General features: G+C 69.2%; 20 protein-coding genes. 5 read left to right on the plus strand and 15 right to left on the minus strand.

The window, feature by feature from the left end; all coding sequences use genetic code 11:
• Positions 1-22: 22 nt before the first annotated feature.
• Entirely contained in the window at positions 23-1,099 is a 1,077-nt protein-coding gene (locus tag RCH22_RS15965) for a hypothetical protein (RefSeq protein WP_327014675.1), read from the plus strand.
• Positions 1,100-1,115: 16 nt separating this feature from the next.
• Here RCH22_RS15965 and RCH22_RS15970 read toward each other — a convergent pair whose 3' ends face one another.
• The 15 genes from RCH22_RS15970 to RCH22_RS16040 form a co-directional block, all read right to left on the minus strand.
• The gene (locus RCH22_RS15970; RefSeq protein ID WP_327014676.1) at positions 1,116-3,125 is read right to left on the minus strand and encodes a cytochrome c oxidase assembly protein; all 2,010 of its coding nucleotides are present in this window, start codon (positions 3,123-3,125) and stop codon (positions 1,116-1,118) included.
• A 190-nt stretch (positions 3,126-3,315) separates the two neighbouring features.
• Positions 3,316-3,603: an HU family DNA-binding protein gene (locus RCH22_RS15975; RefSeq protein ID WP_134448488.1), complete on the minus strand. Its 288-nt coding sequence runs from the start codon at positions 3,601-3,603 to the stop codon at positions 3,316-3,318.
• A 310-nt stretch (positions 3,604-3,913) separates the two neighbouring features.
• On the minus strand, positions 3,914-4,219 hold the full coding sequence (gene rpsN / locus RCH22_RS15980) for a 30S ribosomal protein S14 (protein ID WP_134448490.1): 306 nt from the start codon (positions 4,217-4,219) through the stop codon (positions 3,914-3,916).
• A gap of 3 nt (positions 4,220-4,222) precedes the next feature.
• Complete coding sequence (gene rpmG / locus RCH22_RS15985; RefSeq protein ID WP_092322741.1) at positions 4,223-4,390, minus strand: 50S ribosomal protein L33; 168 nt, start codon at positions 4,388-4,390, stop codon at positions 4,223-4,225.
• Positions 4,390-4,626, minus strand: coding sequence for a 50S ribosomal protein L28 (gene rpmB / locus RCH22_RS15990; RefSeq protein ID WP_134448494.1), 237 nt, complete (start codon positions 4,624-4,626; stop codon positions 4,390-4,392). Before rpmB ends, rpmG begins: the two co-directional genes overlap by 1 nt.
• A gap of 175 nt (positions 4,627-4,801) precedes the next feature.
• Complete coding sequence (locus tag RCH22_RS15995) at positions 4,802-5,206, minus strand: transcriptional repressor (protein WP_327014677.1); 405 nt, start codon at positions 5,204-5,206, stop codon at positions 4,802-4,804.
• Entirely contained in the window at positions 5,203-6,075 is an 873-nt protein-coding gene (locus RCH22_RS16000) for a metal ABC transporter permease (protein ID WP_327014678.1), read from the minus strand. The genes RCH22_RS15995 and RCH22_RS16000 overlap by 4 nt, the downstream gene beginning before the upstream one ends.
• A complete protein-coding gene (locus RCH22_RS16005) occupies positions 6,075-6,986 on the minus strand; it encodes a metal ABC transporter permease (RefSeq protein ID WP_327014679.1) in 912 nt (303 codons plus the stop codon). The genes RCH22_RS16000 and RCH22_RS16005 overlap by 1 nt, the downstream gene beginning before the upstream one ends.
• Positions 6,987-7,778, minus strand: coding sequence for a metal ABC transporter ATP-binding protein (locus RCH22_RS16010; protein ID WP_327014680.1), 792 nt, complete (start codon positions 7,776-7,778; stop codon positions 6,987-6,989).
• 4 nt (positions 7,779-7,782) lie between these two features.
• Positions 7,783-8,811, minus strand: a complete 1,029-nt coding sequence (locus RCH22_RS16015) for a metal ABC transporter substrate-binding protein (RefSeq protein WP_327014681.1) — start codon at positions 8,809-8,811, stop codon at positions 7,783-7,785.
• Positions 8,812-8,887: 76 nt separating this feature from the next.
• Entirely contained in the window at positions 8,888-9,646 is a 759-nt protein-coding gene (locus tag RCH22_RS16020) for a VIT1/CCC1 transporter family protein (protein ID WP_327014682.1), read from the minus strand.
• A gap of 116 nt (positions 9,647-9,762) precedes the next feature.
• Entirely contained in the window at positions 9,763-11,172 is a 1,410-nt protein-coding gene (locus RCH22_RS16025) for a dihydrolipoamide acetyltransferase family protein (protein ID WP_327014683.1), read from the minus strand.
• Positions 11,173-11,217: 45 nt separating this feature from the next.
• The gene (locus RCH22_RS16030) at positions 11,218-12,177 is read right to left on the minus strand and encodes an alpha-ketoacid dehydrogenase subunit beta (protein WP_327015551.1); all 960 of its coding nucleotides are present in this window, start codon (positions 12,175-12,177) and stop codon (positions 11,218-11,220) included.
• Positions 12,178-12,275: 98 nt separating this feature from the next.
• On the minus strand, positions 12,276-13,403 hold the full coding sequence (gene pdhA / locus RCH22_RS16035; RefSeq protein ID WP_134448510.1) for a pyruvate dehydrogenase (acetyl-transferring) E1 component subunit alpha: 1,128 nt from the start codon (positions 13,401-13,403) through the stop codon (positions 12,276-12,278).
• 4 nt (positions 13,404-13,407) lie between these two features.
• Entirely contained in the window at positions 13,408-14,511 is a 1,104-nt protein-coding gene (locus RCH22_RS16040) for a histidinol-phosphate transaminase (RefSeq protein WP_327014684.1), read from the minus strand.
• Positions 14,512-14,638: 127 nt separating this feature from the next.
• Between RCH22_RS16040 and RCH22_RS16045 the strand changes: the two genes are divergently transcribed.
• The 4 genes from RCH22_RS16045 (at position 14,639) to purB (ending at position 18,993) form a co-directional block, all read left to right on the plus strand.
• A complete protein-coding gene (locus RCH22_RS16045) occupies positions 14,639-15,031 on the plus strand; it encodes a phage holin family protein (protein ID WP_327014685.1) in 393 nt (130 codons plus the stop codon).
• Between the two features lie 195 nt (positions 15,032-15,226).
• Complete coding sequence (locus RCH22_RS16050; protein WP_327014686.1) at positions 15,227-16,777, plus strand: hypothetical protein; 1,551 nt, start codon at positions 15,227-15,229, stop codon at positions 16,775-16,777.
• 309 nt (positions 16,778-17,086) lie between these two features.
• Entirely contained in the window at positions 17,087-17,614 is a 528-nt protein-coding gene (locus RCH22_RS16055; RefSeq protein ID WP_327015552.1) for a low molecular weight protein-tyrosine-phosphatase, read from the plus strand.
• Positions 17,611-18,993: an adenylosuccinate lyase gene (purB, locus tag RCH22_RS16060; RefSeq protein ID WP_327014687.1), complete on the plus strand. Its 1,383-nt coding sequence runs from the start codon at positions 17,611-17,613 to the stop codon at positions 18,991-18,993. Before RCH22_RS16055 ends, purB begins: the two co-directional genes overlap by 4 nt.
• Positions 18,994-18,995: the final 2 nt, after the last annotated feature.

Genomic DNA, 18,995 nt, shown 5'->3' on the forward strand with positions numbered 1-18,995 from the left:
ATCGCGCCCGTAGAATGTGGACGTGAGCAACCGCGACCGCACGGCCCTGCGCGACCGGGGTCGAACCCTCGTCGCCATCGTCGTGGTTGTCGTCCTCCTCGTCGCCGCGCTGTTCGCGGCGATCGGCTCGCTCAACCGCGAGGTATACAGCGCGGGTGGTTTTGTGCGCCAGTACCTCGACGCCCTGGCCAGGCACGACACCGCGAGCGCACTGAGCCTGCCGGGGGTGACCCCGACAACGGCAGAGCTCACGGCGGCCGGCCTGCCGACGGAACTTGCCGACACGCTGCTTCGGGCATCCGTGCTCAGTTCGATCACTGCGATCAGGCTCGTCAGCGACACGGTGAAGCCGGACGCAGCCGACACAGGCACCGGCACCGGCACCGCCGAGGTGCACACCGTGACCTACGCCTTCGACCTCGACGGCGCGCCGCAGACGATGGAGTTCCGGGTGGCCAGGGCTGGAACGTACGCGGCGGTCTTCGACTCGTGGCGCTTCGACACCAGCCCCCTCGCGGTGCTCGGCGTCACGGTCTTGCACGAGGCGAGTTTCTCGGTCAACGGCCTCACCCTCGATACGCGCGCGCACGCGGCGGCCGACGCCCCGGTGACGTTCTCGAACCAGGCCGCGTACCTCGCGTTCGCCCCGGCCCGGTACACGATCGCGCACGAGTCGGCCCTGCTGAGCGCGGCGCCGCAGTCGGTTCCCGTGACGCAGTCCGGGGCGACGGATGTCTCGGTCGACGCCGAACCGAACGCGTCCTTCGTCGGGCAGGTCCAGTCTGAGCTCAACGCCTTCCTCGATTCCTGCGCGACGCAGACGGTCCTGCAGCCCTCGGATTGCCCCTTCGGGATCGAGATCAACGACAGGGTCAAGTCGGTGCCGACCTGGTCGATTCCCGAATACCCGGCCGTGACGCTCGCCGCCGGGGACACCGCCTTCGACATGCCGGCGACGGCAGGCAGGGCGCACATCAAGGTCGCCGTGCAGTCGCTCTTCGACGGGGACCTCAGCACCCGGGACGAGGACGTTCCGTTCGCGGTCGCGATCCAGGTCGTGGTCGGGGCCGACGGGGCGCTCGCGATCCAGCTCCGCTGACCGGTTCCAGCAGGGACTAGGGCTGGCGGGTGTCGCGCGAGGCGAGCCGCTTGAGCTGGGCGTTGTAGCGGATGAGCTCGGCCTCGCCGGTCCGGTCGGCGTTGCGGTCCTTGCGCCGGGTTTCCTTCTCGTCGCTGCGGGACCACTGGATCGCGACGGCGATCGCGAGTGCGATCGTCGGGATCTCGCCGACGCTCCAGGCGATGCCGCCGCCCAGCTGTTGGTCGGCGATCGCACTGACCCCCCAGGTGCGGCCCATCGCGCCGTACCAGTCGGCGAGGAGCAGGCCCGTCCCTGTCATCAGGGCGACCCCGAAGAAGGCGTGGAATGCCATCGTGCCGAGGAGCAGCAGCAGCCGGAAGGCGTAGGGCAGCCGGTACGGCACCGGGTCGATGCCGATCAGGGACTGCACGAACAGATACCCGGTGATCAGGAAGTGCACGACCATCCACTCGTGCCCGATGTGGTCGGTCGTCGCCCAGCTGAACAGGTTCGAGTAGTAGAACACCCAGAGGGACCCGGCCCAGAGCACCGCGGCGACGATCGGGTTCGTCAGGACGCCGGCGTACCGGGAGTGCACCGCGAGGAGGATCCACTCGCGGGCTCCGCGGCTCTCGTCTGTGCGCTTGTGGATGGCCCGGGCGGCGAGGGTGATCGGGGCGCCGGGCACGAGGAACACCGGCACGAGCATGGTGAGCGCCATGTGCATCAGCATGTGCGACGAGAACAGGTACTTCGCGTACAGGTTGGCGCCGCCGTTGGTGATGTAGAAGAGGATGAGCATCCCGACCACCCAGGAGACGGTCCGGTAGACAGGCCAGGAGTCGCCGCGCCCCCGCAGCCGGTACACCCCGGCCAGGTAGAAGAAGAGCCCGAAGGCGCAGAACAGCACCCAGGCCAGGTCGAAGTCCCACTCGGTGAAGTACCGGGCGAAGGTCAGCTCTGGCGGCAGCAGCTCGCCGGTGAGGATCTGCGCGGGGGTCGAGGTGGCGACCTGGGTCGCCACGACCTGGGCGACCGGGGTCGCGGTACGGGCGAGCGCCGCAGCAACCCCTGAGGCGAGTCCCATGAAAGCGAGCTCGCCGACCACGAGCCACCAGAACCAGGTGCCAGCGCTGCGGCCGGCGGCGCCCGGTCCCGCGAGCGTGGCCCGGCGCATCCGCTCGACGAGGAACCGGCGTTGCAGCACGCCGAAACCGCCGAGCGTGATGAGGGCGACGACCTTCACGAGCACGAGGATGCCGTACGGCGTCAGAAGCCGGTCGATACTGCCGATCCGCAGTTCGGCGCTGACGTAACCGGAGGCCGCGACGACGATGAAACTCACGAGGGCGAGCGTCGAATACCGGCCGATGACGGCGTTGATGCGCGTGCCGTCGAGCTGTTTGCGGAGCACGACGACCGTCAGGAGCCCGCCGAGCCAGATCGCCGCGAACACGAGGTGCAGGCCGAGTGCCGTGATCGCGACGTCGTGGCCCTGGCTGCCCGCTGCGTGGCCCTGGAGCGCCATCGGAACGAGGGCGCCGATCGCGAGGGCCGTGACGAAAACGAGCCCGGTCTGGCTGCGCACCGCGAAGCACAGCACCGTGACGCCCGCGGCGATGAGCGTGGTCGCGAGCCAGGCCTGGCCGAGTTCGATCTGGCTGAAGAACTGGCCGGCGGTCGCGCTGAAGCGGTCGTCGAAGGCCAACGGGACATCCGTCACCTGCAGGAACGTCAGGAACCCGGTGAGCGCGGAGGCGGCGGTGAAGAGTGCCGCGGCTCCCGCGGCGAAGTCGAGCGAGGTGCCGTATGCGCTCTCGCGGGGGCTGAGCGCGAAGCAGGCGAGCACGAGGGCGCCGATCGTGCCCGCGGCACCCAGGTTGACGAGCAGCTTCGCCACCGGGAGTCCCCAGCGCACGAGCGGCCCCGGGTCGGCGAGCAGTTGCGCAGCAGCGCCGCCGCCGTAGGCGAGGGCCAGCAGGGTCGAGAGCACGGCCACCAGGAGGAGGGCTGCAGGACCGGAGATCCGCACGAGACGAGACACGGCTCCAGCTTAACCGGCCAGCCGGGTGGGTATGCCGAGAGCGGATGCCGCGGACCGGACGCAGAGGAGGGCGCCGGCCGAAGCCGACGCCCTCCTCTGTATGAAGCAGGTGAAGCAGGTGAAGCAGGTGAAGCAGGTGAAGCAGGTGAAGCAGGTGAAGCAGGTGGAACGGGTGGAACGGGTGCCGATGTTACTTGGCGGCGGCCTTCAGCTTGCTGCCGGCGGTCAGCTTGACGCGGTGGCCTGCTGCGATGGCGATTTCTTCGCCGGTCTGCGGGTTGCGGCCGGTGCGCGCCGCGGTGGCGGTGCGCTCGACGCCGAGCCAGCCCGGGATGGTGACCTTGCCGTCGCTCGCGACGGTTTCGGCGAGTGCGGCAAAGAAAGCGTTGAGCACGCTGTCGACGGCAACCTGGCTCTGGCCAGAGTCTGCGGCAACCTTGGCAACGAGCTCGGTCTTGTTCAGCGACTTGTCAGCCATTGAGTGTCCTCCTCGGACCTTCGTCTGTAAAAAACAGGTATGCGGGTAATGCGGGCGACGCCAGAAGGCGCATCCGTTGGTCGGTTGGACCGCGTTGAATCTAACAGAGTTCCGGGAACTTCCGCGTATTTCCGGCGTTTTTCGGCATCTTGGGGCGCTTTTTGCCCTTCCGGGAGTGCCATTTCCGCTGTACGCGGAATCCGGGGTCCCTCGACGAGACATCCGCCCGGGTACGAGAAAGGGGATGTCGACCGAAGTCGACATCCCCTCATTCGCGTAACCGGAGTTCAGCGAAGCGATTCAGCGGGTGTTACCAGCTGGACTTGGTGATGCCGGGCAGCTCGCCGCGGTGCGCCATGTCGCGGAAACGCACGCGCGAGATGCCGAACTTGGAGAGGTGGCCACGGGGGCGACCGTCGACGGCGTCGCGGTTGCGCACGCGCACCGGCGAAGCGTTGCGGGGAAGCTTCTGGAGGCCGAGGCGGGCTGCCTCGCGCGACTCGTCCGTACCGGACTCGTCGACGAGGGCCTTCTTCAGCTCCAGGCGCTTGACGGCGTAACGGGCAACAACGATCTTGCGCTGTTCGTTACGGGCGATCTTGCTCTTCTTGGCCATGTGTTAGCGCTCCTCTCGGAAGTCAACGTGCTTGCGCACTACGGGGTCGTACTTCTTGAGCACGAGACGGTCGGGGTCGTTACGACGGTTCTTGCGGGTCACATATGTGTAACCGGTGCCGGCCGTCGAGCGGAGCTTGATGATCGGGCGGACGTCATGCTGCTTGGCCATTAGATTTTCTCCCCACGGGCGAGCAGGTCCTTGACGACCGACTCAATGCCACGAGCATCGATAACCTTGATTCCCTTGACCGAGAGGGTCAGGGTGACGTTACGGCGCAACGAAGGCACGTAGTACTTTTTGGTCTGTACGTTCGGGTCGAAACGACGCTTGGTGCGTCGGTGCGAGTGCGAAACGTTGTGTCCAAAGCCGGGAACGGCTCCGGTCACCTGGCAGGTTGCTGCCATGGTTCTCCTCCAATACCGAAGGGCGAATGCCCTTCCCAAGATCTCTTGTCGGCCGTACGCAGCAGTTTCACTTCACTGGTTCAGGAAGCGAAGCCGATGCATTCCGGCAGTGCACGCAAAGATATGCGCAGCAACCGCCAACTCTACGGGTCGACGGGTGTCCGCGCAACTCGGCTCAGGCGATAACGGCGGCGGATGCCGCGGTGCACGCCGCGCACAGGCCGAATACGTCGACGACGTGGGCGGCCTGGGTGAAGCCGTGCTCGGCGGCGACGTTTTTCGCCCAGGTTTCGACGGCATCCGCTTCGATTTCAACGGTGAGGCCGCAGTGCCGGCAGATCAGGTGGTGGTGGTGCTCTGTCGTGCTGCAGGCCCGGTAGAGGCTTTCGCCGTCGGGCGACTGCAGGCAGTCGGCCTCGCCTTCGCCCGCGAGGTCGGCGAGGGCGCGGTAGACCGTCGCGAGCCCGATCGGGGATCCGGTGGCGTGCAGGCGGGTGTGCAGGCCTTGCACGCTCACGAATCCGACCGTGTCGCTGAGGGCGGTGCGCACGGCCTCGCGCTGCCAGGTGTTGCGCTTCATGACTCCCACCCTAGGCTCGCCCGGGCGGCGGCACGACCGGAAGCCGGCCGGGTGGGCAGGGCGGCGGTCCGGGAACGGCCGGCCCGGGAGCGGAGCTGACGCACGGCGAGAGCCAGGAGGAAGAACGCTGCTGCGGTGAGCGCGATCGCGGGCCCGGCGGCGACGTCGAGGGCGCGCGAGAGCAGTACCCCGCTGATCCCGGCCGTCGCCCCGAGGACGGGTGCCGCGATGAGGATCTGACCCGCGGTGCGGGCGAGCAGGCGCGCGGCGGCCGCGGGGGCTGCGATCAGGGCGATCGCGAGGATTGCGCCGACCGCGGGCATCGCGGTGACGACGGTCGCGGTGATGAGGCCCAGGGTCAGAAGTTCCATCGGCCATTCCCGGTATCCGGCCGCGCGGTATCCACTCGCATCGAAGGTCGAGAACAGCAGTTCCTTGCCGAAGAAGACGATCACCAGAACGGCGACCACGAGGACGCCGCCGGCGAGGCCGATGTCGGAACCGGTCGTGGTCAGGATGGATCCGACGAGGAACGAATCGACGTGAACGGGTAGCGACGGGTTGAGCGCCTGCAGGAGCACCCCGAGCGCGAAGCCCGCCGTGAGGACGATGCCAGAGGCCACCTGGCTGCCCTGGCGGCGCACCCGGCCGATCACGGTCATGATTCCGACGATGGCGATGCTCGCGACGAAGGCCCCGAGCGGAATGCTCAGCCCGAGCATCGCCGCGGCGACCGCGCCGGGGAAGGTGGCGTGGGTGAGGGCCTGGGCGAAGAAGGTGCGCCGGCGCAGCACGACGAGGGAGCCGACGAGGCCGCACAGTGCGCCGATCACGGTCGCGGCGATGAGGGCGGTGCTGAAGTAGTCCATCAGCGCACCGCCGCAGGCCGAGGCTGCGGCGCGCGCAGCCGGTCATGCCGGAGCCTGCCGTGCCGGAGCCGGTCGAGCAGGAGTCGGCCGACGAGGGCGAAGGCATAGCCGGCGACGAGCACGAGCACGACGGTCGCGCCGCTCGGCAGGTTGATGCCGGCCCCCACCGATGCCATGTAACCGAGGGAGAGGCCGAGCCACGCCGCGACGGCGGCGAACACCGCCGCGACCGGGAACAGCAGCCACAGGCGCACGGTCACGAGCCGTGCGACCGCACCGGGAACGATCAGCACCGCGAGCACGAGCAGGGTTCCGACGGCGCTCGACGCGGCGACGACGACGAGCGCGATCGCCACGTTGAGCACGAGGTCGAGCACGAAGGGCCGGTAGCCGACGGCGGAGAACCCGGTGCGGTCGAAGGCGCGGAAGAGTTGCTCCTTGAGTGTGACTCCCACGAGGAGGAGGGCGATCGCGCAGATCACGACCGTCTGGACGACCTCGACCACGCTGATCGTGAGCAGCCGCCCGAACAGGAGCTGTTCGAGCTGGCCGACATAGTTGGTCTGCCGGGACACGACGATCACGCCGATGCTGAACATGGCCGTGAACACGATCGCGATCGCGGCGTCGACCGGCACTGCCTTGCGCATCAGCACCGCCAACACGATCGCGGTGAGCACGGCCGCGACGATCGCCCCGGCGAAGAGGCCCTCACGGCCGCCCCAGACGAACCCGATCGCGATGCCGGGAAACACCGCGTGCGTGAGCCCGTCGCTGATGAATTCGAGCCCGCGCAGGTTGACGAGCACGCCGACGATGCCCGCGACGAGGCTCAGCACGAGGAGCACTACGAGGGCGCGGGACATGAACGGCAGGGAGAAGGCGTCGAGAAGCGCGCCCCAGGCATCCACTCAGTGCCCCGTGTGGCTGGGCACGACGACGGTGTGCTCGTCGAGTTCGACCCCGACGGACCGGAAGGTGCGCTGGACGTTCTCGAGGCTGAGCACCTCGTCGAGCGGGCCGAAGGCGACCTGGCCGCCGTTCAGCAGGAGGACCGATTCGCAGACGTCGCGGGCGAGTTCGAGGTCGTGCGTCGAGATGAGCACGGCAACGCCATCGGTCTTGAGTCGCTTCACGGTGTCCACGAGCGCGTTGCGGTTCTCCTGATCGAGTCCGTTGAACGGTTCGTCGAGCAGGAGCAGGCGGGGCCCGGATGCGAGGGCGCGGGCGAGGAGGCCGCGCTGCTGCTGGCCCCCGGAGAGTTCGCCGAACCGGGTCCTGGCGCGTTCGGAGAGCCCGACGGCCTCGAGGGCCGCGGCGACGTGCGCGCGGTCGCGTTTGCCGGGCAGGCGCAGCCAGCCGAGGGAACGGTACCGCCCCATCATCACCACCTGCTCGAGGGTGACCGGGAATTCCGGGTCGAGCTCGTCGGCCTGGGGCACGTACCCGACCGCGCCTGCGGGGGCAGGGGATTCACCGAGCACCTCGACCGTGCCTGCTGTGCGATGGATCAGGCCGAGCACTCCCTTGAGCAGGGTCGACTTTCCCGAACCGTTCGGCCCGATCAGGGCGACGGCCTCGCCCGCGCGCAGGTCGAAGGTGACGTCTTCGAGCGCGGGCGCCTGGGCGTATGCGAAGGATGCCCCGGCCACGTGGAGGGCGAGCGGCGCGGTGGTCCGCGGTTGAGAATCGTTCTCGTTCACGTGTTCACTCTCGCAGGTCTGCCGGGACGGCGGTGGGGGCTCTGCCCCAGGACTCGAGGATCAGGCGCACATTGTGCAGCTGGGAGGCGACGTAGGTGGCACCGTCGCTGCCGGCCGGGCCGAGGGAATCGCCATACAGGGCGTCGTCGCCGGAGTACACGGTGACGCCGGCCTGCCGGGCGATCGTGTCGGCGGCCTTGGGGCTGATCGAGGCCTCGGAGAACACGGCCTTGACGCCGGTGGCCTTGATCTTCGTGACGAGCTGGTCAATTTCGGTTGCGCTCGGTTCGGCGTTGTCGTCGAAGCTCGGGATCACACTGCCGACGTAGGTGATGCCGTATGCGGCCGTGAAATAGCCGAAGGCGTCGTGGTTGCTGACGAGAAGCCGCTCCGCGGCGGGGACGGGGTCGATGTTCGCGCGGATCCAGCCGTCGAGCGCGGCGAGCGTGCTTCCGTAGCCGGTGGCGTCGGCCGTGAAGGCAGCTGCCCGGTCGGCGTCGGAGGCACTCGCGGACGCGAGACCGGCGGCGATGGTGCGGGTCATGGCTTCCGCGTTGGCGACGTCGGTCCAGATGTGCGGGTTGCCGCCCGCGTGGTCGTGTGCGGCATCCGCCGTGTGGGGGGCCTCGTCGTTTCCGGCGCCGCTCTCTGCGATCGTGATGCCCGCGTCGGAGTCGATCGTGACGCCGTGGAAGCCGGAGGCGTCGATCGCGTCGGTGAGCCATTCCTCAAGGCCGACGCCGTTGATCACGAGCACGTCGGCGCGGCCGAGGGCGGTCAGGTCGGCCGCGGACGGGTCGTAGCTGTGCGCGCTCTGGTTCGGCTGGATGAGCTGGGTCAGCGTGACGCCCGGGGCGTCGCCGATCACGTTGCGGGCGAGGTCGGCAACCTGGGTGGTCGTCGCGACGACCCGGAGGTCGCCCGATGCTCCTCCGGAGCCTCCGGCCGAACCGGGCGTCGTGGCCGAGCATCCGCTGAGGGTGAGCGCGGCCGCGGCCAGGAGTGCGGGTACGAGGAGTTTCGAGGGGGTCACGTAAGCGACGCTATCCCTATTGATAATGATTGTCAAAACCATTAGGTGGGCTCGCCACCACTCGGTGACTGGCGGGCTAGACGACGCCGGAGGTGCCGAGCAGGGATCCGATCAGGAAGGTGACCACGAGCGCGGCGGAGCCGCCGAGCACGACGCGGATGATCGCCCGCAGCTTGGGGCTGCCGCCGAGGTGGGCGCCGGTCGCCCCGAGGGCGGCGAGGGCGACGAGCACGGCGCCGAAGGTGATCGGGATGCGCACGCTCGCGGGCAGGAGCAGGATCGCCAGGAACGGGAGCAGCGCGCCGAGGGTGAACGCCGCGGCGGAGACCCAGGCGGCATGCCAGGCGCTGACGACGTCGTCTTCCGTGATGCTGTGCTCGGCGAGCAGGTGGGCGCGCACGGGGTCGATCGCGGTGAATTCCGTGGCGACCTGGCGGGCCGTCGCGGGCGCGAGGCCCTGCTTTTCGTAGAGTTTCGCGAGTTCCTCGAGCTCGCCCTGCGGGTCGACGCTCAGTTCCTGCTTCTCGCGCGCGATCAGGGTGCGCTGGCTGTCGCTCTGGCTGCTGACGGAGACGTATTCACCGAGGGCCATCGAGATCGCCCCGCCGACGAGACCGGCTGTGCCGGCCGCGGCGATGACTGCTGTCGAGCCGCTCGCGCCGGCGACGCCGACGACGAGGGCCGCGACGGAGACGATGCCGTCGTTGGCGCCGAGCACCCCGGCGCGGAGCCAGTTCAGGCGGCCGGCGTGGCTCTCGGTGCGCTTCCGGTCGTCGGCTGCGGCTTCGACTGCAGGAGCGACGGGGGCGATTCTGGCGGGGGCGATGGAGGTCATTGGAACATCAGACCACAGGGAATCCGCGTCCGCCAGCGTGGAAAGCCTTACCTCACCAGCGCGTTAAAGAGCTGGTGAGGTAAGGCTTCCCAAAGTTTGTGCGCTGTTCGGGACGCCTATTCGAGGAGGAGGGCCGGTTCCTCGATGATGCTCGCGACATCCGCCAGGAAGCGGCTCGCCACGTCACCGTCGACGACCCGGTGGTCGAAGCTCGCGCCGATCGTCGTGACCTGGCGCACGCGCACCTCACCGTCGACGACCCAGGGCTTGGGCTTGATCGTGCCGAGTGCGACGATCCCGGCTTCGCCGGAGTTGAGGATCGGGGTGCCGGTGTCCATGCCGAAGACGCCGATGTTCGTGATCGTGATCGTGCCCCCGGCCTGGTCTGCCGGCGTCGTCTTGCCGTCGCGGGCCGTGAGGGTGAGCGTCTCGAGGGCGCGAGCGAGTTCGAGCAGGCTCATGTCCTGGGCCTCTTTGACGTTCGGCACGATCAGCCCGCGCGGGGTGGCCGCGGCGATGCCGAGGTTCACGTAGTGCTTGATGATGATCTCGTCGTCGGTGAAGACCGAGTTGACGGTCGGGTTGCGGCGCACGGCCCAGATCATCGCCTTGGCCATGATCAGCATCGGCGAGACCCGCACCCCGGCGAAGTCGGTCGAGGCCTTGAGGCGCTTGACGAACTCCATCGTGCGCGTGGCGTCGACATCGACGAACAGGCTGACATGCGGCGCGGTGAAGGCGCTGCCGACCATGGCCTGCGCGATCGCCTTGCGCACGCCCTTGACCGGGATGTGCTCCTCACGGTCGCTCGGCCACTCGGGCGTCTGGATGTTGCGGAACACGCTGGCCTGGGTCGCCCCGCGCAGCACGTCCTCGCGGGTGACGTCGCCGACGGGGCCGGTCGCCTCGACGAGGGCGAGATCGACGCCGAGGTCCTTCGCGAGCTTGCGAATCGGGGGCTTGGCAATGACGGGCCCGGCGGATGCCGCGCGCGGCGCCCGCGCCTGGGCTGCGGCCGCCGGCCGGGGCGTTTCGATCGCGGGAGGGGCGATCGAGGCGTGCGGCGCGGCACCGTCGGATCCCCGACGGCGTCGGGTCGGCACGCTCGGAGCGGCTCCCCGGCCGACGAGCACCTTCGGCTCCTCAGCGGTGATGGTCGACCCGGTGTCGAGGGCTGCGCCGGCCAGCTCGGTGACGTTTACGGCGGGTACCTTCCCTGCTCCGGCATCCGCCGGCACGGCAGCGGCTGCAGCGGCAGGAGCCGCACTGACGGCGGCGGGCTCCTCGGCAGGGACGATGGTGATGATCACCGTTCCGACGTCCACGGTCGTTCCGACCTCGACGAGGATGTCGCCGACGACGCCGACGAAGGGGGACGGCAGTTCGACGAGCGACTTGGCCGTCTCGATCTCGACGAGCACCTGGTTGATCGACACGGTGTCGCCGGGGGCGACCCGCCACTCGACGATTTCAGCCTCGGTGAGGCCCTCACCGACATCGGGAAGGGTGAAGTTCAGGACGCTCATCTGGGTTCCTTGCTGTGGGTCATGCGAGGTGCGGGGCGGTGCATGTCAGTAGGCGAGGGAACGATCGACCGCTTCGAGGACCCGGTCGGGGGACGGCAGGAAATGGGTCTCGACGGCCGCGGGCGGGAAGGGGGTGTCGAAGCCGGAAACCCGCAGCACAGGAGCCTCGAGGTGGTAGAACGAGCGCTCCGTGACGGTCGCGGCGATTTCCGAGCCGACGCTCACGAAGCCGTATGCTTCCTGAGCGACGACCAGGTGGCCGGTCTTCTCCACGGAGGTGAGGATGGGACCGTAGTCGATCGGGGAGATCGAGCGCAGGTCGATGACCTCGATGCTGATGCCCTCGACCGCGGCGAGTTCGGCGGCCTGCAGCAGGACCGTGACCATGGCGCCGTGGCCGACGAGGGTGACGTCGGCGCCGGCGCGGACAACCCGGCTCGCGTGCAGGGGAATCCCGCTCGCGCCAAAACGGACCTCGCCCTTGGGCCAGTAGCGGCTCTTCGGCTCGAAGAAGATGATCGGGTCGTCGGAGGCGATCGCCTCCTGCATCATCCAATAGGCGTCGTGCGGGTTCGAGGGGCTCACAACGCGCAGGCCGGGGGTGTGCGCGAAGTACGCCTCCGGGCTCTCCTGGTGGTGCTCGATCGAGCCGATGTGTCCGCCGTAGGGAATCCGGATCACGACGGGCATCGTGACCTGGCCCTCGTGCCGGTTGCGCATCCGGGAGAGCTGGCTGGTGATCTGGTCGAAGCCGGGGAAGACGAAGCCGTCGAACTGGATCTCGCAGACGGGACGGTAGCCGCGGAGGGCGAGGCCGATTGCGGTGCCGACGATGCCGGACTCTGCGAGCGGGGTGTCGAGCACGCGCTTGTCGCCGAATTCGGCGTGCAGGCCCTCGGTGACGCGGAACACGCCGCCGAGCGGTCCGATGTCCTCGCCCATCATCAGGACCTTCGGATTGTCGAGCATCGCCTGGCGGAGGCCGGCGTTCAGGGCCTTGGCCATCGGGAGGTTAGCCGAGGTGGCCGGAACGGCGGATGCTGCCGCGGGCACTGCAGACGCGGCCGGCTCCCGGACCGGGGTCTCGGTCACGATCGTGTCGCTCACGCGTCGCCTCCTTCGAAGGATGCTTCGTATCGGTCGAGCCAGGCCTTCTGTTCCTGGATCAGCGGGTGGGGTTCGGCGTAGACGTTGTCGAAGATGACGGAACGCTCCGGCGAGCGGATCTCGAGGGCGCGGCGGCGGACATCCGCTGCGTGGTCCTCGGCCTCCTCGTCGACGGCGTCGAGGAAGTCCTGCTCGACGCCGAGGCCCTGCAGGTAGGCGCGGAACCGGACGATCGGGTCTTTCGCGACCCAGGCGGCGAGTTCCTCCGGGTCCCGGTACTTGGTGGGGTCGTCTGCGGTGGTGTGCGCACCGACCCGGTAGGTCATCGCCTCGATCAGGGCGGGGCCCTTGCCCGCGCGCGCGTCGTCGAGGTGCTTGGCGGTGACGGCGTAGCTCGCGAGCACGTCATTGCCGTCGACCTGGGTGCCGGGCATGCCGAAGCCGCCGGCGCGGAGGTAGAGCGGGGTGCGCGACTGCCGGGTGACCGGCACCGAGATCGCCCAGTGGTTGTTCTGCAGGAAGAAGACCTGCGGGGTCTGGTAACTCGCCGCGAAGACGAGGGCCTCGTTCGCGTCGCCCTGGGAGGAGGCCCCGTCACCGTAGTAGACGATGACCGCCTCATCGGTTTCGGGGTTGCCGGTCGCGGTCGTGCCGTCGAGCTGCATGCCCATCGCGTATCCGGTCGCGTGCAGGGTCTGCGAGGCGAGAACGAGAGTGTAGAGATGGAAGTTGCCGTGGTCCTCGGGGGTCCAGCCGCCGAGGGTGACGCCGCGCAGCATCCGCAGGATGTCGACGAGGTCAAGCCCGCGGATCATGCCGACGACGTGCTCACGGTAGGAGGGGAAGACGTGGTCCTGGGGGCGGGTGGCGTACGCGCTTCCGACCTGGGCGGCCTCCTGGCCGTGGCTCGGCACCCAGAGGGCGAGCTGGCCCTGCCGCTGCAGGTTCGCCGCCTCCTTATCGAAACGACGGACGACGACCATGTCGCGGTAGAACCTGCGGAGGTCGTCTTCGGTCAGTCGGTCGAGGTAGGGCATGAACTCAGCCGCCGCCTCGCTCGGCTCGACGAGCCCGCTCGTGGAGAGCACCTGAACCAGGGGTGAGTCGTTCTCGCGCGCTGCCATCGTACTAACCTAGCCGCCGGGCCGAATGCCCTATTGGTAGATTTTGTACAAGTTCCGCGCAGGTTCGCAGTAGTTCTTCCACAGATTCTTCCTCGCCGATTGAGATCCGGATCCCCTCGGGGAAGGGCCGCACCACGAGTCCGGCCGCACCGAGCGCCTCGGCGGCGACACCGGTTTCCGCGCCCGTCGGCAACCAGATGAAGTTGCCCTGGGGTGCGGGAGTGTTCCAGCCCTGCTCGGTGAGCGCTCTCCAGATCGTGTCACGACGGATGCCGATGGTGCGCACCCGTTCCATGAGTTCGTCATCGACATCGAGCGATGCGATCGCGGCAGCACTGGCGACCCCCGTGACCGACAGCGGAATCGCCGTCGCACGGGCAGCATCGAGGATCGCGACCGGCCCGAGACCGTAGCCGACCCGGAGCCCGGCGAGGCCGTAGGCCTTGGAGAAGGTGCGGAGCACGACGAGGTTCGGGTAGCGGCCCAGCAGGGAGATGCCCCTGACGGCGTCGGGGTCGGTCACGAACTCGGCGTACGCCTCGTCGAGGATGACGAGCAGCGTCGAGGGGACGACCGCCATGAAGGCCTCGAACTCCGCAGCGCGCACGATCGTGCCGGTCGGGTTGTTCGGGCTGCAGACGATGAGCACGCGGGTGCGCTCGGTGATCGCGGCGGCCAGGGCAGTGAGGTCGTGGCCGTGATCCGGCCGGTTGGGCACCTGCACGCTCGTCGCGCCTGCGACGGTGACGAGGCTCGGGTATGCCTCGAAGGAGCGCCAGGAATAGACGACTTCGTCCCCTGGGCCCGCCGCGGCGAGGATGAGCTGGGAGAGCAGGGCGACGGAACCGCTGCCCACGTGCACCTCGTCCGGCGAAAGCCCGTAGCGTGCGGCGAGGCGTTCCCGGAGTTCGGACGCGGAGGCATCCGGATAGCGATTGTACGTCGTCTCGGCGCCGACGGCAGCGATCACACCGGGCAGCGGCCCGAACGGGTTCTCGTTGCTCGAGAGCTTGAAGGCACTCGCGGCTGCCGCCTTTCCCTGCCTGTAGGCCGGGAGGGCGATGATTTCGGGGCGCAGTCGCACCGCTGACTGGTCTGTGGGGCTCACTCGGCGATTCTACGCCGGGGCGTATTCGCGCGGCCGCATGGGCTGCGCGGAGACCGGCCGTGCAACCGGCAGCGCAACCGTCAGCGCGACGAGTGCGCAGCGGCTGGCCAGGTGCCATAGTGGTCGCATGGCCCGATTTCTGATCAAGCTGATCCTCAATGCCGTCGCCCTGTGGCTCACCACCCTCCTCGTGTCGGGGGTGAGCGTCGAACCCTATGCGCCGGACACCGGCGCCATCGTCGTGACCTATCTCCTCATCGCCCTCATCTTCGGTCTCGTCAACGGCGTGATCGGCGGTTTTGTACGTGTCATCGCCTTCCCGCTCTACGTGCTGACCCTCGGCCTCCTCGCGCTGATCGTCAACGGACTGCTCCTCATGCTCGTGGCCCTGATCTCCGACGGCCTCGGCTTCGGGTTGCAGGTCGACGGCTTCTGGACCGGGGTGCTCGGGGCACTCGTTCTCGGCATCATCAGCTGGCTGCTCGGTGTGCTCGCGCGTCCCGCCACCGGCCGCCAGTAACCCGCCCCCCGTACCGGGTTCACGTACGGGGTTCACGGCCCGGGTTAACGGCCCCGTCACGCGGATGCCGCGCCACCGGGTGACCTCGGCCGGTCCCGTTGCGCCGACCCCGGCCAGGGTGTCCCGGAAGCGCAGCAGGTTCGGCTCCGCCGACCCGTCCATCAGGCGAGCGGTGGCCTGGTAGCTCGTGAGGGAATGCGCAGGCAACGCCTGCCCCGTCGGCGCCTCACCGGCGGCGAACGCCCGGCTGCGCACGAGGACCCGGTCGTCGACCCCTGGCGGCATGCCGCCGAACGCCGGAACGATGTCGTCGGTGTGCTCGACGGTGACGGCCTCCACCCCGGCCGGAATGGCGAGCGCTGCCGTCGGGCCGCCGAAGGAGGCGACGCCGACGGTGTTGAATTCTCCGGACTCCGCGAGCTGGACCGCGATCTGGCCGCCGAGGGAGTGCCCGACCGGGAGCACCGGGTCCTGCGGCTGGATCCCGGCCGCGTGCATCGCCTCGACGGCGGCGCGATACGAACCGGAGGGGCCGAGGTTGCCGGTGCCCGAACCCGCGTCGCCCGCCGCCGCGCCGGCGACATCGCTGGTCAGGTCGAACGGCTGCACGGTGCCGGTCGGGTCCCACTCCGCGGTGCCGCCGACATAGACGATCCAGGACGGCGGGGAGCCTGCGGCGCCGGCGTAGCGCTCGATCCGGATCTGCGGACCGTCGGCCCTCGCGTCGGGGATTCGCCGGGCGAGCTCCCCGAACCCGTCAGGGGCCAGGGCCGCGAGGACGGCCGGATGCAGCGGGCTTCCGGTCTCGGTCACCCGGTGCACGCTCACCGGCGTCTCCGCGAGGAGGCCGAACGGGCGGACCAGGAGCAGCGCCGCCCCCGCGACGGACGAGACACCGAGCAGGCCGAGCCCCTCGTCGCCCAGTTCGAGTGCGGCGGGAAACGGCAACCCGAGCGCGCCGACGGCTGCGTCGTCGGCGGAGGACACGAGCACGCGCACCGCGGCGACGACGGCCGGGTCGCTCAACACTCCCGGGTTTGCCTGGAACCAGGCCGCGACCTCCGCCAGGCTCCCTCCGGCCACGGCGCCGCCGAAGAGCGCCCTGCTCACGAGTCCGCCGAGGACGAAGGCCGCGAGGTTCGGCAGCGCACCGAGGATCATCAGCGGGGCTGCACGCCCCACGAGGTAGCCGAGCCACGCTCCCGCGACGCCACTCGCCCGCTCCACCACCCGCTCGACGCGCCCGTATCCTTCCGCGGCCGTCACGAGGGCGTCTGCGAGCGTCCTGCTCCGCTCACTGATGTCGGCGAGCACCGTGTCGGTCCGCAGGATGCCGAGGCCCGGGTCGGCGTCCGTCCAGCGCACGGCGGGGGTCGGCGAGGAGTCGAGCGCCCGGATCCGGGCGAGCCGGGCGCGCCAGGACTCGGATTCCGTCTGAAGCGCCCGGAGCACGGCCGCCTCGGCGAGAACGGCGTCCGTCGCGACGAGGGTCCCGCCACCACTGGAGATCAGCAGTCCCTCGCCCGACCCCGGCCCGCTCACTCAGACCATCCTCCGGAGGTCGCCCGGGTTCCGCCAGGTGCCTGCGGCACCGACGTCGTCGCAGCGGCCGCTGCCGCCACCTCCTCGGCCGCGAGTTGCGCCTTCACACCGTCGATTCGCGCCAGCACCGCGGTGAGCGTCTCCTCGATGCTCCGCTCCGCCCCGGCCAGGAGCGCGGCGAGTTCCCAGCGGCGTTCGAGATAGGCGCGCTGCGCCTCGGAGCGCCACTCTGCCGGGGCTCCGGCGGGGAGAAGCCGGCGCGCCGCGAGGGCGATGTCGTCGGCCAGGGTGCGCAGCAGCATCCGCTGGTGCCGCAGTTCGGTCAACCGGTCGGTTTCCGGCGGATACTGCCACCACTGCATCGGCCTGCCCTTCCGCGAGGCCGACCCGGCGGGCCCCGACAGACCGATCCTGTGCGCCCGTGACCTCCGGAGCACCGGCCGACGGGAACCTGGGGAAAGCGAGGTCCCCCGAGCAGGTGTGGAGGAGGCGAAAGTGACGGACAATGGAGCCATGACCTTCTCGGCGATCCGCCCCGACGAGGCGACGCCCTTTCGGATCATCTTCGTCTGCACCGGCAACATCTGCCGCTCGCCGATGGCGGAGATCACCCTGCGCGACCTGGTCACCCGGTCCGGGCTGGGCCGGCTGATCTTCACGAGCTCTGCGGGCACCGGCGACTGGCACGTCGGCGAGCAGGCGGATGCCCGCACGGTCACCGCCCTCAAACGGCAGGGGTATGACGGCAGCCACCATCGCGCCCGCCAGTTCGACCCGGTCTGGTTCAGCGACTACGACCTCGTCGTCGTGCTCGACCGCACCCAGGAGCGCATCCTGCGCAACTGGGCGGTGAGCGACCGGGACAGGAGCAAGGTACGCCTGTTGCTCAGCTTCGACCAGGAACAGGCGTCCCTGCACGACGTGCCGGACCCGTACTATTCCGACGATGCGTTGTTTGACTCGGTATTGGGCATGATTGAGAAGGCAAACCTCGCGCTCTTCGCGCAACTAGAGCCCGCAATTCGACAGGGAGTCCGATGAGTCCACTACCCCCCCAGGTCCTCAGCCCGCTAGACGGCCGCTACCGGACCGCCGTCACCGAACTCGGGGAGTACCTGTCGGAGGCCGGACTCAACCGCGCGCGGGTGCACGTCGAGGTCGAGTGGCTGATCACCCTCACCGATCGCAGCCTGTTCGGTTCGACTCCGCTCGACGCCGGACACAAGGCCTCGCTGCGCGCCCTCGTCACCGACTTCGGCCAGGCCGAGATCGACGAACTCGCCGTTCTCGAGGCCACTACCCGCCACGACGTCAAGGCGGTCGAGTACCTCGTGCGCCGCCGCCTGACCACGCTCGGTCTCGACCGGATCAGCGAGCTCACCCACTTCGCCGCGACGAGCGAGGACATCAACAACCTCGCGTACGCCCTCACCGTGAGCTCCGCCGTGCGCGAGGTCTGGCTGCCCAAGCTCCGCGCGACCATCGGACTGCTCCGGCTGCGCGCCCTCGAATACCGGGCGGACGCGATGCTCGCCCGCACCCACGGCCAGCCGGCAACGCCGACGACCGTCGGCAAGGAGATCGCGGTCTTCGTGTACCGGCTCGAGCGCCTGGCCGCGCAGGTCGAGGCCAACGACTATCTCGGCAAATTCAGCGGTGCGACCGGAACGTTCGCGGCGCACGTCGCTGCGGATCCTACGATCGACTGGCCGGCAGTGTCCCGCACCTTCGTCGAGGGCCTCGGGCTGACCTGGAATCCGCTCACGACCCAGATCGAATCGCACGACTGGCAGGCCGAGCTGTACTCGAAGGTGTCCCACGTCAACCGGGTGCTGCACAACCTCGCAACGGACGTCTGGACCTACATCTCCCTCGGCTACTTCCGGCAGATCCCGCAGGCCGGCGCGACCGGCTCATCGACGATGCCGCACAAGATCAACCCGATCCGCTTCGAGAACGCCGAGGCGAACCTCGAACTGTCCTCGGCGATCCTCGACTCGCTCGCCGCGACCCTGGTCACCTCGCGCATGCAGCGGGACCTGACCGATTCGACGACCCAGCGCAACATCGGCGTCGGCTTCGGCCACTCCCTGCTCGCCCTCGACAACATCGTGCGCGGGCTCGGCGAGATCGACATCGACAGGGCCCTGCTCGCTCACGATCTCGACGTCAACTGGGAGATCCTCGGCGAGGCCATCCAGACCGTGATCCGGGCGGAGGTCTCGGCCGGCCGGTCGACGATCGCAGACCCCTACGCGCTGCTCAAGGAGCTCACCCGTGGCAAGCGGATCAACCAGGCAGACCTCGTCGCCTTCGTCTCCGGGCTCGAGATCGGGGAGGATGCCCGGGCCCGCCTGCTCGCGCTGACTCCCGCGGCATACGTCGGCCTCGCCGACAGCCTCGTCGACTACCTCGGCTGACC

Source organism: Cryobacterium sp. GrIS_2_6 (genome assembly GCF_035984545.1).
In the GTDB taxonomy this organism is placed as follows: domain Bacteria; phylum Actinomycetota; class Actinomycetes; order Actinomycetales; family Microbacteriaceae; genus Cryobacterium.

Coding starts and splice junctions, on each gene's coding strand:
- rpsN (WP_134448490.1), bottom strand. CDS start 4,219: ATGGCCAAGAAGAGCAAGATCGCCCGTAACGAACAGCGCAAGATCGTT.
- RCH22_RS16025 (WP_327014683.1), bottom strand. CDS start 11,172: ATGAGCGTCCTGAACTTCACCCTTCCCGATGTCGGTGAGGGCCTCACC.
- RCH22_RS15975 (WP_134448488.1), bottom strand. CDS start 3,603: ATGGCTGACAAGTCGCTGAACAAGACCGAGCTCGTTGCCAAGGTTGCC.
- RCH22_RS16050 (WP_327014686.1), top strand. CDS start 15,227: ATGCGCAGGCAACGCCTGCCCCGTCGGCGCCTCACCGGCGGCGAACGC.
- purB (WP_327014687.1), top strand. CDS start 17,611: ATGAGTCCACTACCCCCCCAGGTCCTCAGCCCGCTAGACGGCCGCTAC.
- pdhA (WP_134448510.1), bottom strand. CDS start 13,403: ATGGCAGCGCGCGAGAACGACTCACCCCTGGTTCAGGTGCTCTCCACG.
- RCH22_RS16055 (WP_327015552.1), top strand. CDS start 17,087: ATGACCTTCTCGGCGATCCGCCCCGACGAGGCGACGCCCTTTCGGATC.
- rpmG (WP_092322741.1), bottom strand. CDS start 4,390: ATGGCCAAGCAGCATGACGTCCGCCCGATCATCAAGCTCCGCTCGACG.
- RCH22_RS16020 (WP_327014682.1), bottom strand. CDS start 9,646: ATGACCTCCATCGCCCCCGCCAGAATCGCCCCCGTCGCTCCTGCAGTC.
- RCH22_RS16045 (WP_327014685.1), top strand. CDS start 14,639: ATGGCCCGATTTCTGATCAAGCTGATCCTCAATGCCGTCGCCCTGTGG.
- RCH22_RS16030 (WP_327015551.1), bottom strand. CDS start 12,177: ATGGCCAAGGCCCTGAACGCCGGCCTCCGCCAGGCGATGCTCGACAAT.
- RCH22_RS16000 (WP_327014678.1), bottom strand. CDS start 6,075: ATGGACTACTTCAGCACCGCCCTCATCGCCGCGACCGTGATCGGCGCA.
- RCH22_RS15995 (WP_327014677.1), bottom strand. CDS start 5,206: ATGAAGCGCAACACCTGGCAGCGCGAGGCCGTGCGCACCGCCCTCAGC.
- rpmB (WP_134448494.1), bottom strand. CDS start 4,626: ATGGCAGCAACCTGCCAGGTGACCGGAGCCGTTCCCGGCTTTGGACAC.